The organism is Biomaibacter sp. TOL (assembly GCF_059717795.1).
Genome location: NZ_AP046092.1, coordinates 3,563,807 through 3,577,233, shown reverse-complemented (window position 1 = coordinate 3,577,233; position 13,427 = coordinate 3,563,807). Strand labels below are relative to the sequence as shown.

The following is a 13,427-nucleotide window of genomic DNA, read 5'->3' as shown; positions in this document are numbered from 1 at the left end:
CTTAGTAAACGAGAGAACCTTGGATATTTGCTACATGTATAGCTCCGGCCAAACGTGCCGTGAACTTGCACCCGCTTAATATCCTCGAGGCTTTGTCTGTATCGCTTATGTTTGCTGCATTCGGAACAGTAACTGTATAACCTACAATTACATTTCCGTCTTCATCAAACTCATCTTCGGCAATGCCGCCGTTGGCTTGACCCTGCTTAAGCGATGCAAGCATCTGGTTCTGAACAAGTGAGATTCCTGCATTTGTGTACGGGATTTTCGGATTGAGCACGAGCAGGTTGAAAACCCTCAACTGCATATCGTTCTTCAACCAGTCCCTGAACCTGATTACATCAATCCATTCTCCCGCGCATGTCTGCCCAAGCTGCGTTACATTCCTCCCGGCGTAGGTCACATAGTAATTAATCTTCTGTGCCTTAAGCGTGTTCATTTCAGTCCCGCTGAGTGTAGATGGTGAGATTGTTGCCAACGTCTTCAATGCCCAGGTTTCTGAACCTGCATCATAAGCAAGACATTTTGCAAGCCATGCCACATGAGCATATTTGTTGCTTTCCGGCGTGGATGTCGCGCCCGTAGATGTTTTGCCATAGATTCCAAAGCTGCGGTACAGCGTCAAATCTACAGGATTGGTAGTTGCCATCGTGGTGTACGCAAACAGCTTTTCGTTTGCTTCGACCCATGTTGCTATTGCCTGAAAGTCAGTTTCTGCTATACCGGCAGGGGCAACTGCATACCATCCAGGGTAATTAAGTGCCCTGTCAAGAGTTGTCGTTACCGGCTCCAGTGTTTCCCCGACTTTCTTCTGAACGGCAATATAGATTTTTGCAGGCTGTGGGCTTTGAGAGAACGCCGCAACCGCTGCGAGTCCGATTGGGTCTGCACTTTCTCCAGATGCTACCCATCCAGCGTCCGTAACCTCTTTAAGAGAAGTATAAACTCCGACATCCGGTGGCGGTTCATATCCAGGAGCCGAAGTATCAGCCGGTCCAGGTCCCACAATGAGCATTGTATCGAAGCTTGCGCTATCTACGACAGGCGTGCGTACGTCAATCTGCACATTTACTATGTCGCTAAGATTGCTCATGTCATATATCCTCCTTTTCAATGATTACTTTTTCAAAGTATCCGGTTTCTTTGTTGAGGAGCACCTCTGTTCCTCCTCCGCTTGGTGTTTGAGTCCATTCACCTTCCTCAGGTATGATTCCAGCGTATCCCTTTGCTACTTGCATAAAGTCTACATTTAGTTCCAGCATTGCCCTGTACTGATACCTGGTATCGTTCAGCAGAGCAGTAACATCTTGTACAGGTCCGTTTGGGGTTATAGCAATGTCGAGGCTTTCACAAAGGTCTGTTACATACTGAGAATTGATGTATCTTAAAAAATCCATCAAATCATTTACTGCCGTGTTTTCCGTTGCTCCAACTTCCCCTGGTTCCATTTCCACCGGAGCCCCTTTAGTATAGAGGTTAATCTCAAGTGTTACTCTGGATGGATAATAGCCGGTAGGAACGCCGTTTATATCTTCCGTGATAGGAAATGTTGTCAACGATAATGAGCCCGTTTTAAGCGTTATTAGGGGCAATGTGGGCTTAACCATATGCTGCTCTGCCCATACTACCGTTGCCCCTTCAAAATACTGCTTTACTATGTCATACAGGTTATCCCTCAGCGTCCTTAGATTCATGAGCTACCACCATCCTGGGAAGGAGGCTCTACGGCATTATCCGGTTCTGCTTCTGATACCTGCACAAACTGTGAACGGTAATGCTTCAACGGTGTATGGTCCCAGAGAACGGACATCTCGCACTCATACCACTTCCCTTCAAAGAAAAGTCTGTCAGCTTGAACGCCGGTCTTCTGATTTGCTGTGGCAAACGGAAAATCGCCGAAACACTTTATCCTTTTAACTGAACGAGAACCTTCCGGAATAACATCCAGCTCGTCGTTGCTTAAAGGCTGAACATTGAGCATTACCGGTATATCCTCATATCCCGTGGTGACATATCCTTTTCTTCCAACCTTTTGTGCTTGGTATCTTCGCATTGTGTACTGTTTCTTCCAGATGTTCATTTCCTACCTCCTTTCTCAACGATTATATAGTTTACAGATATCCTCATGAGGCCGGTATCAATAAGAGGCTTGTCGGATTTCTTTCGTCTGATGGTAGACGGAGCATTTGGCTCAAATTCACCATCAACGATTTTCTCCTGTACAAGCCCCTTAGAGAATACCCCGATTTGCTTAAGTATTTCTTCTGCCGTTTCGCCTTTTGTCAGCCTTTGCAATTGTGCCTTGCAAAAGGAATTTATTTTATCTGCATTTTCGTCAACACTCTTTCTTAAAAACGGCCTTGATGGTGCATTGATAGTTCCCAACTCATTCCACATGGCAATGTCAAGCATGTCAACCCCATCCTCAGTTATTACATCGCCCTGCTGGTATCCTATCCTCACTTGTAACTTTTTGAGCTTTTCTATTTCAGCTTTAAATTTCTTCCCCTCAGCCGTCCAACGGTCTTTTGCTTTTCCTGCCATGCTATGCCTCACCTGCCGAGACTATAGGTATTATCCTTGCCCTGCGCAATGAAAGGTATTGCAGGCCGTATGTTGTGAGTGTCAACTCCGCATCGTTGAGAAGGTTTGTTCCCTGGTTGACTGTATACCCAATCGAGGTTTCACCCTCCGAGTATGAGCCGACTCGAAGGGTGTCCCCGATGGTTCCGTTTGTGTTGTCGCCATAGCCTGCCATTTTCAGCTTATGTGCCGTTAATAGAGCAACAGCCTGGTTATAGGTATTTCCGAACCGATTGGCACTTACAAGAGGCGTAAAGAGTTCAATCCATTGAGTGATAACTTCATCGCTTATTGAGGAAAACTCCGGTGCCAATAACCTCAGGATTTCAATAGGGGTCATTTGTCACCCCTCCTTACGCCTTCTTCTGTGTCGTATTCCCCTCGGCAGCCTTTGCTTTTGCGGTCTCTGCTTCTGTCGTTGCCTTAACCGCAGCTTTCTCATCAAAAAGGGTAATGTCCCCGCGCTTTTCCAAAAACTTAAGCACGGGGTTGCCGACGAAATCTTTGGGTACTGTTTCAGTTGCTCCAGGCAAAACAGACAGCTCTCCGATGTTGATTATCTTAACTGAATTGTTCGTAACCTTCATGCGTCATTCTCCTTTCTTATATCCCCAGTGCAATCAACAGAGACAGAGGATAGTAGATAATCGCTCCGGCTGTTCTTGCTTCGCAGGGAACAATAACCTCAAGCCCTTGCGGTTGCAGAGGATACTGATAGAAGGGCAGCGGATTCTCAATGGTGATTTTCCTCGGGTCCTTCTTGAACAACAATGCAACTGCCTGCGGTGCGTATGGGTTAGTATCGGTTGCATCAGACTGCAATTCGGCAGCAGGAACGATTTCTTTCAGGTATGGAGCGTTTTCAAGAACAAACCTCTTGATGGTGTAACCGGTATTGTCTATCTGCCTGGTTGAAATGTCAATGTACACGTCAGCAGGGAGAACTAATGTATCCGGCCTTTCTACGTTCTTGGTGTTCTTGGCTACCTGAGCCTGCATTCCGTTTATATCAGCGAGAATCTGAGCAGCAGTCTTGTTCTTCCACAGAGTGGAGCTTCCTTCTCCGTTTGCCGGAATGGTGTAGAACGGGATGTTGTTTCCGGCAGACAGAACACCGATTAAGCCCGTTTCTTCGTCTCCGGCCCACGCAATCTTATTGTTCAGATAGTCAATCTGATAACGTGCGGCTTCTGCTTTCCTTACGTCAAGAGATTTTCCCGCCATACGGCTGGCTCTCATCTCCTGTACCGAGTAACCGTAGCTTGCTCCGATGGACTTGATGATAGCCGTTGTGGGTTTTCCTTTTGCGTCAGCTCTCGGTAAGTCAGTGGCATAATTGCTTATAATCTTAGCCATACCGGTCTTGTCGTAGCTGTAGTAGGTTACTGTCTCAGCTCCAGGATTAACTTCGCTGGAAATTGGAAAAATCGACAACGCAGTAAACTCTGGATATTCTACGTCGTAAGACTGACTCTTGATGTAGTCAAGCTCACGAGCGAAGAATACTGATGCATCCTCAGCACTGTCAAATCTCATTCCCTGAACCCCGACAAGGGCAGCAGGAATAGTAGAGCTCATAAGAGCTTCATAATCTGCTACAGAGTAACCTGTAGACGGCATTTGTGCGTTATAGCTCATATTGTTCGTCCTCCTCCTTTTTAGGCTTGAGCCTGGTTGAATAGCTCAACAGGAGCTATATCACCAGAACCCTTGCTGCCTATAAATCTTCCTTTGATTTCAATGGTGTCGACACTTGATGTGGTAGTAAACAATCCTGCATCAGCTCCGTTGATAATCAGATAGAGCTTTCCGCCATATGCAGGGGTATCGCCAGACTTGATTCTTGCCCACGCTTTTCCGTAACGAAGAATTCCTACACTCTGGTTGGGCAGGATGTTTACGTTTCCTTCAATGGTCTGCTGGTTGCTGAACCCAGTCATAACTATGCCCTCGAATACTGCCGCTGTATCTGTGCTTATCGGTTTTCTTACCCCGACTCCAGCGGTATCCCCCTGCACGACTCCCATTCCATATTTAAGGGAGTCAGCAGCAGCTTCATTGTTGACACGGGTGTCAATGGAATAAGGCGCAATGTCTAAAAGACCGCCAGCTACGCCTTTTGGAGTTGCAAACCCATAACTTGTTTGTGCACTCATTACTTATTACCTCCATTCTGTTTTCTTTCAATCATCCTCGCTCTCGCTTTCTCTGCGGCAGACATTCCGATTTCATTTCTATTCGGTCTTGCGCTATCAGCATTGAACATCTGAGAACGCTGATAATTGGTATCCTTTCTGGCATTGAGGGTTTCCTTTGCCAGGTCAAAGGCTGCGTTGATATATGCCTTTCCTTTTCCGTCGAGCCTCATTTGAGGATTAACCGCTTTGATGATGGCCTTCTTTGCATCAATGATTGGCATGTTCTCTATTCCATCGATGTTCAAGCGGTCTCCGATACGGACAAGTTCCAGTCTTGTTCTGAACAGTGCATCAGCGGCATCCATATTGAGAGAGCCGGATTGGTCTTCGGAGCTGTCCTTCTTGCCTTCTTCCGCATCCTCATCTTTGTTGCAGTCTGCTGCCTGTGCAGCCTCTCCAAAGTCTTTTTCGGCCTTGAGAGCCTCGATGATTTCAAGCAGTGTTTCGATGTCCTCATCCTGCTGGGCAATAATACCCATTGCCGCTTCCGGAGTAGCAGGGTCTCCTTCCTGGTCTCTCCTGTCACGTCTGTCCTTAACCATCTGAATGGTTTCATCTGTGGACATGGTTTTCTCGACAGATGTTGCCGGAGCTGCGGCAGGTTCTGCATCGCTGTCTTTTGCAGGTGTTGCTTGGGATGCAGTCCCTTCATTACCTGCTTTAGCAGCATTTCTCGCTGCCCTTCTGGCCTTGAAAGCTTCAACTGCGGCAGCGAAATCTTCTGGAGTCATAGAGCCTCCGTCCTTTCTTTTTGTTTTTGTACTCATGGATTTACCTCCTTTAAGAATTGATTTAGTTTCTTGCCCGTCAATATTCAGGCGAGCTTTCTCTCCTGCTCGGGCATTTGCTACAAGTGCAAGATGGTTGATTTCGATGTCTTTTTGGATGGCATCATAAGGTTGACCGTTCCAGACACCAGGCGTTTCATCAAGAGTCAGGTTGTATCCGAGAGATAGTTCTCTAAGCCCACTCTCTTTCATCCTGTCTGTATCGTGAATGACTATTTTCACTCTTACGTTGTCTCCGTCCTGGTATCCCTTGGATAGCATTGTGCCGATGATTTCCTTATCAACATTGTTTTTATCTACGACACCTGCGTCGTGAGTTATGATGATAGGCTTGCCCTCGTAACTATCCAGGCTTTTCTGAGCAAATACATGCTCCGGTAATCTTAGCTCCCTTCTGATTGTTCCATCCGGATTTGTGTACTCAAATATCCCACACGATGTAACAATCGGGTGGTCAATGAGATACCCTTCTTCTGTGAAATACGTTTCGTCAAGCTTGATGCTGTCGAGTCTAAGTACCCTTCTTAATTGGGGGACTTTCACTATTCCTCACCCCCAGTTTCCTCTTCGCCTGTGCTTAATGCTTCTGTGAGTTCGAGCGTTAGTTTCTGGATATGCTCAAGCTCATCAAGCCTCAGTTCGTCAAACAGAGCAGCGGCACCGCCTTCGATTGCCTTTGTCGCTTCAATGTCTTCGGTATATTTGATGATTGCCTCTGCCTCTGCTATCAACTGTCTGCACAAGGCTGCTATCGCTATTGCCGACATGTCTCAATCTCCTTTCTTCCAAGATTCTCGTTTTGCAAGTCATTTCTTCACACACAGCACCTCCTATCCTTTTGCAATCGGAACATTGATTGTATCTATATCAAAGACCGGCAGCGCAACACATCTGCACTGATAATCTTCGCCTGGATGTGCTCTTCTGCCGGTCTTGGTATCAACCACCGGAGGGTCATCCCACCGGAACCTTTTGCCATTCAGTTCCCTATGCCGTTCTCTCACTCGGCTGTCACCGGAAGTGCTCCATGTATACTCGTTTACTCCTGCGTCTGTCTGCTGTGCTTTTGCCAACTGCCCGTGGAGTTTGGCCGTCTGGTCACGAGCTATAAGCCTTGCATGGCGTTTTTCTATTCCGTAGGTACGTTGTATCTCCTTAACTATAGAAGTCGTTGTCTTTCCGGCTTTAAATCCTTCCTGGACGATTTCCTTCATTCTGCCAAGAGAGTCTTTCGGTATCGTCTTGATGAGATTAACATTATCCTCAACCCATACATTGAGAGCTTCACGGTAAAACTCACCCATATAGTAGTCGTCCATGATGTCAATTCCGAGGGTTTGTTTGACCACCTTTTTCCATTCTTTGATTGTCAGCTTCCTCGTAAGATGAGCAAGGGCTTCGAGCTTCCTGCGCAATCCGAAGGATTCGGTCTTTTGCTCAAGCTGTTTATGCATAGCATCAAACGCATCTTTTACAACGAGCCCCAGGTCCCTGATGTCGTCTTTGCGTACATTGCCTTTTTCCTGCATCAACGCATCTTTAATCATAGGCAGATATTCCTTGAGGACATCTTTCACAAGCTTCATATAAGCGTCTGTGACCCTCTGGTACTCTCTTTCTATGCTTTCGGGATAATAAGTATGGACTTTGCTTTTAAGCTTCTGGTTGCCTCGAAATTTTGGCCTTACTGCTGCCTGAGCCGCCTGCTTCATTGCTATGTCATTCATCTTTACGTCTCAGCTCCTTTAACAGCATGGATACTGATTTCATGAATGGTGGAAACAAATGAAATTCAGGCAATTCATCAAGTTTACAAAACCTGGCATCTTCCATTTCCTTGCCGTCACATTTCGGGATTCCGTCATAGTCCGTACATAAGAAAATGAACGGCACTCCGTATCTTTCCGGCAAACCGTTCATCACTCCGACAGGTATCATTTCATTTGCTTTTATACCAAACTCTTCGCTCAGCTCCCTCCTTGCTGCCTGTTCCGGTGTTTCGCCATCTTCAATCTTCCCTCCTGGTCCGCACCATCCGGTTCCGTCCCTTCTTCTGCCAATGAGTATCTCGCCATCCTTAATTATCAGGGTTGCAGCAGAAGTACACGCTGATTCATCCATCTTGGGCTGTTTCACATTTTCCACAAACATATCTGGCGGGACATAAAGTGGTCCTTTTTCTCCTTCGTCACCAAACTGTTCTTGAACATTGCCCGCTAATCCCCAGTCTTCATCTTCAATGTCTTGTTCATCGAGCAAGTCTTCGACGTTAAATTCTTCCGTCTTAGCAAGTCCTGCCCTTACCTCTGATGGGTCAAGTGCTCCCATGTCAACGTATAGTTGGGCTGTTTGGGCTTTTGTGTAACTGGTCTGAGCTTTTGTGCTTTCTACTGTAGCCTGTTCAGTGTCGCTCATGCTCCACAATGGTAAGAACTTTAGCTTATAGTCAGGTATTTCAGGTATTTTCCCGCTTGCAAGTCCAGCCTGGAAAATAACATCAATCAATGTCTTGAGGTTCCCTCTAAGCATCAGCTTCTGTATCCTCTCGACGTAATTGTAGTAGTTTTCCAAGTCACTCTCGCCTGTGCTGTTTTGTCCGGCAGGCGAACGCCCAAACAGTATCGTCTGTGGTATGCTTGTGAGTGCAGAGAGCATATTGCAGGTTGAATCTATTACATCTTTTACTCCTGAAAGTTGGAATGTCTGAAAGCTGTAGTCTTCTCCCTCAGCGTCAATTGATATGCTGTTAAGAATGCCACGTGCCATGTCGATTACCTGTAAACGCTTAAGAACCTGGTCTTCTCCGTCGCTTGTGGCAAGGAGCTGAGCCAGGTTCTTCATCTTGTAGATTGCCTGTACTGAACGTTCAAGCAGCTTTACTGCATCTCCGTGGGCCGTTATTGTTTCCCTCAGTGCTCTCTTGATTCTTATATATTCCGGTATTCCCCAGAACCGATAATACGACTGAGTGATGTATTCTGGCAGGATGCCGTTCCGGAATATCAAGCACCTGCTTTCGTGGACTGTAAACGTACCGTATGCACTAAAAACATGGTAATACTCCGGCATTCCGAATTTCGATGTCGTCCTTCTTGCTGGGTCCTTCGGGTCGTAATTGTAGATGTTGGTATAGTCCGGCTGCACTACTGCTCTTTCGTACACTCTCAGCTCATCAATGCTACGTATGTTTTTCCAGTCTAACGGCTGTTCCAATCCCCTTCCATCATCAACCAGCATGACTATGAGGCTTCCCCCGTAAAGCCGAGCCCACTTGATAGCTGTAGCTGCTTTTTCCTCCCAATCCAGCTCGTCAAGACTATCTGTGATAAAACTTTCTATATCCGGATTGTTGATGCCAAGCTCAAACCCGTGCTTCACAGCCTCTTCGGCGGGGGTGTCAATTATTTTAGCGAAGAGTCCTTCGCCTTCGTAGTGCCTGGCAAGGTCCATATCCGGTACTGTCGGCTCTCCCTCAAAAAAGTATGCCGTCGTATTGTCCTGCGCAGTACCGTACTTGTTAAGCAGATTAACATATCCATCTCTGCGGTATGCATTATCTGCTCTGTCAACCTTACCGGCAATTATTTGCTTTCCCCTTTCTAATCTTTGCATCTGTGCTATTTTACGAGCATTATAATCGTTCACTTTCTCACCTCGCTTTAGGTAATTAGGCTGTTAAGGTTGAATACATTTTCAAGTTCAAGCTCTGCAAAAGCCGAGCTGCTGGCATCAACCATGTCTTTAAACTTACTGGCAGGAAAACTTTCAAGCTGGTTGAAATAGATTTCGTTCCAATCCCCAACAACTACATCGAAATTTCCGGCTTGCCATTGAGCCGCCATCGGTTCCGCACGTACCTCTTTGTTTCCGGATTCCGGTATTGCAGTAACGTCGAATCCAGCAAGGAACTTGATGTAACTTTGGGCCTGTTCTTTTCCTGCCTGCCCTGGGTCCTGTGGAAGTCTAATCCGAACCCTCTTGAAGCGAACAAGGTCTGTAGTCGCCGTGTTCTTTATGGTAGTCCTAACATCGGATGCCGACATCCGTTCGTTGATGACATCCGCTACCACATATCGGCCATTTCTTCTTTTCCCTATGAGTACTCCTGCTGTGAAGGCCGACTCCTTGCTCTCCTCATCAGTGGTCGCCGCAAGGTCCCATGCTCTAACCCATCTGACAACATCCTCCGGTATGGTCGGTATCATATTGACTTGCGTTCGCTTAAAGAACAATCCGGCTGCCGGTTTTATCTTCCAGTTTCCATGGAGCATGCGTTCTCTCTCTATGAGGGACTGGGCTTTAAGGTTAGCAAGGTACGACGGGTCTTTCTCCAACAGTATCTTGTTATCGTAAACTGTGCTGGCAATGAATGTGACCGACTTGGGCTCTCTGCGTTCTTCCGGTGTGACCAGATTGAAGCGTTCCCAGAGTTCTTCTTTCGTGTTTGCCCATGTGACTACCTCATTTCTTCGGATGAACCAGCGAATCACACCTGAACGTTCCGGAATAGGGTATCCGGTGTCTTGGTCTATCCACCATTCAATGAACTTAGCCACCCAGCTATCCGCATCTGGGTTACATGTCGCTCGGATATACGGTTTTACGCCGCACGTCGAACGGTTACGTATGAGCATATAGAAAAACTGGTGCTCAGTGAAGTGCGTGAGCTCATCAAATCCGATATAACATATCTGAGCTCCCTGCCATTTTGGGAGGTCATCGTCGCTTTCAATGTGGGCAAATCCAACTTTCGCACCACCGTTGAAAATCCACGTCGGACGCGGGGACATCCTGAGCTCCGCTCCTCTGATTCCAGCGTAGATTTCACGGCTCTCGTCAAGTAAACCTCCTTCAATCGTTACCTGGATTGCATTTCTTCGGAAGATTACTGCGCCATACTTTGGGTTGTTTTTGTGTCTCAGTGGCTCAAGCAGTAACCCATAAGTCTTTCCTCCTCCAGCAGCACCTCCGTATATCACTATGTCAGCAGAAGACGATAAAAACGCTTCCTGTGGCCCCTCCTGCGGTTTCAGTATTCGGACGTTATTAGCCATCACTATCACGCCCATTCGCAGGCATGTAGATTACCACATCCTCTCCATTGTCCGTGCTTATGTTCACATCCTGCTTCTGAGACCATTCTCCTCGTCTGCGATTATTGAGCCAGTACATAATTGCCATCGTGTCCGGAGGAACGTGCTTCTTGGTAGTTTTTCTCCTAACCGGTTTGATGTTTCCGTTAGTGTCTATGTCAACAACGTTCTCCGATTCTTCGATATCATATCCGAGTGCCCTTTCGTAAAGCTTCTTTTCAACTTTGGCATCTGCTGCATCCTTCCCTTCCTGCAACGCTTCGCCGAACGATGTGAGAACTTCGTTTCCGTTAGCATCGGTTGTTTTGGACCATCTGAGAATTGTCCTGACTGATACCCCCATCGCCTCAGCTATTTCCTTGTTGTCACATCCCTTCATGGCAAGTGACCACGCCCAGGCATCGTGATATTTCGGATTGTATTTCTTAGGTGCAGCCATCTATATCACCTACCTTCCGGCAAGAAAATCAGCAGCCCAATACTCAATAGCCTGCCACTTGTTTTTCTGGCCGACAATTCCTTCCTCACACATCTTTTTGACAGCTTCCGAAATAACATCTGCTGCTTCTTTAGGAACAGCACTGCTGCCAAATATTGAAGTAAGCTGTACCCATTCCTGGCTTTCCTCGTATCCAATGTCCTCAAACATCTGCTCAGTGCATCGTATCATTGCATGAATAGCAGAACCGGTATTCTTGACATTGGCAAACTTCTGGTACTTGTTAATTGCTTCCATGAAAGGCTTATGTTCTTCGATAGGAGCAACCCCTATAAAGTCTGGCTTTGTGCTTTCCAGTGCAGCAATGAGTTTTTCCAGGTCTTTCAACTGGTGAGGCAGAAACGTAAATGTTATGTTCCTCCAGTCAAATTCAACCTTCGGAGACAAGAGCTTCTCAAGTTCGGCCATCGGCTGTTCGAGGATTTCTTTTCCGATATAGCTTTCAAGCATGTCGTCAACATCCTCGATGAGCTTCACTATCTCTTTAAGCGTTGACTGGTCATCAAATCCGGAGATGGCATTATGGGCAATCTGTTTTGCTGCTATTTGAGAACGGCTTAAGCCGCTGATATCCAGTATGACTACAACTTCATCCATGCCAGCTTCACGTGCCGCACGTATTCTGTGATGTCCCGATATAATTTCAATCTTATCTCCGACCAAAACGCACAAAGGGAGGCTTTCAAGTTGCCCCCTCTTTTTTATATTGTCAACCAACTGCTTGAACATCTCCGGCTTCATTATTCTGGCGTTGATGTCCTGCTCCTTTATGTTGGCAATTTTGACTTTTGCTATAATAAGGCCGGAACCCAGGTCGGCTAACTTATCAACTTGGATTTTGCCCGTTGCTTCTTCCATCTTTCTTCCCTCCATAACCACTCTTTGAGAGTTTCTTTTTCGTTTCTCTTGACCAGGTCAGATTCATAGGTAAGCCTGAATCCGTACTTCTTATCCGGAACCTTCTTGGTAAGCTTCATGATTCCCCTCATTTCCTTTGCTTCCGGATATTTGGTCATTTGTACTGTTTTCAGTGTCTTTGCCTTTTCTTTTTCAAGGTCAGTACATAAGCTAAGGATGAAGTCTTCATTCTGTGCCAGCATGGTTAATAACCTATTGAGCCGATACTCTTTGTGTGGAACCGTCATTCCATACATAAGAAATACGGCATTGCTAACTTGTGTCCCGAAAGCTCCCATAGTCAGAGCCGACTTATCAAGCCCAAAAACACCGGCAATTTTTCCGTCGATGAGGACAGCTATGTTTATGGGAGCTGAGGAGCCTACGAAGTTATGTGTCCAGAGCTGCCTGTAATACTGAGCCTCTGACCGTTCAACCTGACATAGCTGAACCTTTGATTTTTCGGTTATGACATAATCCCTTGGCAATATTGAACAATCAAGAGGATTGAGCTTGCTTTCATTGGGCCTTGTTACCTTTTTGCCTTTCGCCAGTGCCGTTGCTTCATCCGGTCTGTTGGTCGTCAAATATACATTTATGCCGTTTCTTACCCCGTACCGTGCGAATATGGGATGCCCAGCAGTTTTTCCTGGTTCATTTTCTTCGTAGCAGATAACAAGGCATTTTGCATCTTCGCATTTACGCATTAGCTCTATAAGACCGGTTTTCGGGTCAAATATTTTATACTCAGGCTCCTTCCATGTCATCTTCCCTCCGGTGTCATACCATTTTTCAAAACCGGCAGCATAGGTCGGAGGATTAGCTATTACTAAAGTGTGGGGGTCATCAATAACCTCATCAAGATGTACCCACATATCAAGAGGTCTATAACTCATTCCATGTAGCACATCTCTCGCCCTCTGGAGCTGTTCATTGATGTTTTTGATATGCTGCTCTCTTCTGTACTCCAGGTCCATCATAATGTTGTAATAGTATTCTTTCCCTGCCTGTTTTGCCGCTCGCAGGTAGAGCTGAGCAAACAAAGCGGTCGCAGGGTCAAGCAGCTCTTCGTCAGTAAATCCATGAGCCTTGATTTCCAGTTCTTTCAACGACTGTCCAGTGATGGCATAACCCATGATGGTAGTAAACATAGCAACATCGCTTGTTTCTATCTCGCTCGGCTTGTATCCCGCCTGCACTGCAAGATGAGCCATTGCAAAAGCTCCGGCGCAAGGTTCTACGAATCTCGTATATCCATTCTTTCTGGCATTTTCAATTAAAGGCTTAAGGAATTTCTGTTCTGCCGCTACCAATGTTCCCAGAAAAAATGCTCCTGGGTTCTGAAATTTAGCCACAATATTCACCTTCC

16 protein-coding genes are annotated in these 13,427 nt (G+C 46.3%); all 16 read right to left on the bottom strand.

Features of this window, described 5'->3' with window-relative positions; all coding sequences use genetic code 11:
• Position 1: 1 nt before the first annotated feature.
• A complete protein-coding gene (locus AC6I1H_RS17685) occupies positions 2–1,093 on the bottom strand; it encodes a DUF3383 family protein (protein WP_497738815.1) in 1,092 nt (363 codons plus the stop codon).
• Between the two features lies 1 nt (position 1,094).
• Positions 1,095–1,694: a phage neck terminator protein gene (locus AC6I1H_RS17680; RefSeq protein ID WP_497738814.1), complete on the bottom strand. Its 600-nt coding sequence runs from the start codon at positions 1,692–1,694 to the stop codon at positions 1,095–1,097.
• Complete coding sequence (locus AC6I1H_RS17675; RefSeq protein ID WP_497738813.1) at positions 1,691–2,080, bottom strand: hypothetical protein; 390 nt, start codon at positions 2,078–2,080, stop codon at positions 1,691–1,693. Before AC6I1H_RS17675 ends, AC6I1H_RS17680 begins: the two co-directional genes overlap by 4 nt.
• Positions 2,077–2,544: a hypothetical protein gene (locus AC6I1H_RS17670; RefSeq protein WP_497738812.1), complete on the bottom strand. Its 468-nt coding sequence runs from the start codon at positions 2,542–2,544 to the stop codon at positions 2,077–2,079. The genes AC6I1H_RS17675 and AC6I1H_RS17670 overlap by 4 nt, the downstream gene beginning before the upstream one ends.
• Before the next feature lies 1 nt (position 2,545).
• Positions 2,546–2,923 carry a DUF4054 domain-containing protein gene (locus tag AC6I1H_RS17665; protein WP_497738811.1) on the bottom strand — a complete coding sequence of 126 codons (378 nt, stop codon included), beginning with the start codon at positions 2,921–2,923 and terminating at the stop codon, positions 2,546–2,548.
• Positions 2,924–2,936: 13 nt separating this feature from the next.
• Positions 2,937–3,170 (bottom strand): hypothetical protein, encoded by a 234-nt coding sequence (locus AC6I1H_RS17660; protein ID WP_497738810.1) that lies wholly within the window; start codon positions 3,168–3,170, stop codon positions 2,937–2,939.
• 16 nt (positions 3,171–3,186) lie between these two features.
• Positions 3,187–4,017 (bottom strand): DUF2184 domain-containing protein, encoded by an 831-nt coding sequence (locus AC6I1H_RS17655; RefSeq protein ID WP_497738809.1) that lies wholly within the window; start codon positions 4,015–4,017, stop codon positions 3,187–3,189.
• A 224-nt stretch (positions 4,018–4,241) separates the two neighbouring features.
• The gene (locus AC6I1H_RS17650) at positions 4,242–4,739 is read right to left on the bottom strand and encodes a structural cement protein Gp24 (RefSeq protein WP_497738808.1); all 498 of its coding nucleotides are present in this window, start codon (positions 4,737–4,739) and stop codon (positions 4,242–4,244) included.
• Positions 4,739–6,112 (bottom strand): DUF2213 domain-containing protein, encoded by a 1,374-nt coding sequence (locus AC6I1H_RS17645; protein WP_497738807.1) that lies wholly within the window; start codon positions 6,110–6,112, stop codon positions 4,739–4,741. Before AC6I1H_RS17645 ends, AC6I1H_RS17650 begins: the two co-directional genes overlap by 1 nt.
• Complete coding sequence (locus tag AC6I1H_RS17640) at positions 6,112–6,336, bottom strand: hypothetical protein (protein ID WP_149544162.1); 225 nt, start codon at positions 6,334–6,336, stop codon at positions 6,112–6,114. Before AC6I1H_RS17640 ends, AC6I1H_RS17645 begins: the two co-directional genes overlap by 1 nt.
• Before the next feature lie 63 nt (positions 6,337–6,399).
• A complete protein-coding gene (locus AC6I1H_RS17635) occupies positions 6,400–7,296 on the bottom strand; it encodes a phage head morphogenesis protein (RefSeq protein WP_497738806.1) in 897 nt (298 codons plus the stop codon).
• On the bottom strand, positions 7,289–9,214 hold the full coding sequence (locus AC6I1H_RS17630; protein WP_497738805.1) for an anti-CBASS protein Acb1 family protein: 1,926 nt from the start codon (positions 9,212–9,214) through the stop codon (positions 7,289–7,291). The genes AC6I1H_RS17635 and AC6I1H_RS17630 overlap by 8 nt, the downstream gene beginning before the upstream one ends.
• Before the next feature lie 14 nt (positions 9,215–9,228).
• A complete protein-coding gene (terL, locus tag AC6I1H_RS17625) occupies positions 9,229–10,623 on the bottom strand; it encodes a phage terminase large subunit (protein WP_497738804.1) in 1,395 nt (464 codons plus the stop codon).
• Positions 10,616–11,101: a LuxR family transcriptional regulator gene (locus AC6I1H_RS17620; RefSeq protein ID WP_497738803.1), complete on the bottom strand. Its 486-nt coding sequence runs from the start codon at positions 11,099–11,101 to the stop codon at positions 10,616–10,618. Before AC6I1H_RS17620 ends, terL begins: the two co-directional genes overlap by 8 nt.
• Positions 11,102–11,110: 9 nt before the next feature.
• Entirely contained in the window at positions 11,111–12,019 is a 909-nt protein-coding gene (locus AC6I1H_RS17615) for a ParB N-terminal domain-containing protein (protein ID WP_497738802.1), read from the bottom strand.
• A complete protein-coding gene (locus tag AC6I1H_RS17610) occupies positions 11,980–13,413 on the bottom strand; it encodes a putative antirestriction adenine methyltransferase (RefSeq protein WP_497738801.1) in 1,434 nt (477 codons plus the stop codon). The genes AC6I1H_RS17615 and AC6I1H_RS17610 overlap by 40 nt, the downstream gene beginning before the upstream one ends.
• Positions 13,414–13,427: the final 14 nt, after the last annotated feature.

Coding starts and splice junctions, on each gene's coding strand:
- AC6I1H_RS17650 (WP_497738808.1), bottom strand. CDS start 4,739: ATGAGTGCACAAACAAGTTATGGGTTTGCAACTCCAAAAGGCGTAGCT.
- AC6I1H_RS17615 (WP_497738802.1), bottom strand. CDS start 12,019: ATGGAAGAAGCAACGGGCAAAATCCAAGTTGATAAGTTAGCCGACCTG.
- AC6I1H_RS17670 (WP_497738812.1), bottom strand. CDS start 2,544: ATGGCAGGAAAAGCAAAAGACCGTTGGACGGCTGAGGGGAAGAAATTT.
- AC6I1H_RS17665 (WP_497738811.1), bottom strand. CDS start 2,923: ATGACCCCTATTGAAATCCTGAGGTTATTGGCACCGGAGTTTTCCTCA.
- AC6I1H_RS17635 (WP_497738806.1), bottom strand. CDS start 7,296: ATGAATGACATAGCAATGAAGCAGGCGGCTCAGGCAGCAGTAAGGCCA.
- AC6I1H_RS17660 (WP_497738810.1), bottom strand. CDS start 3,170: ATGAAGGTTACGAACAATTCAGTTAAGATAATCAACATCGGAGAGCTG.
- AC6I1H_RS17685 (WP_497738815.1), bottom strand. CDS start 1,093: ATGAGCAATCTTAGCGACATAGTAAATGTGCAGATTGACGTACGCACG.
- AC6I1H_RS17620 (WP_497738803.1), bottom strand. CDS start 11,101: ATGGCTGCACCTAAGAAATACAATCCGAAATATCACGATGCCTGGGCG.
- AC6I1H_RS17675 (WP_497738813.1), bottom strand. CDS start 2,080: ATGAACATCTGGAAGAAACAGTACACAATGCGAAGATACCAAGCACAA.
- AC6I1H_RS17640 (WP_149544162.1), bottom strand. CDS start 6,336: ATGTCGGCAATAGCGATAGCAGCCTTGTGCAGACAGTTGATAGCAGAG.
- terL (WP_497738804.1), bottom strand. CDS start 10,623: ATGGCTAATAACGTCCGAATACTGAAACCGCAGGAGGGGCCACAGGAA.
- AC6I1H_RS17680 (WP_497738814.1), bottom strand. CDS start 1,694: ATGAATCTAAGGACGCTGAGGGATAACCTGTATGACATAGTAAAGCAG.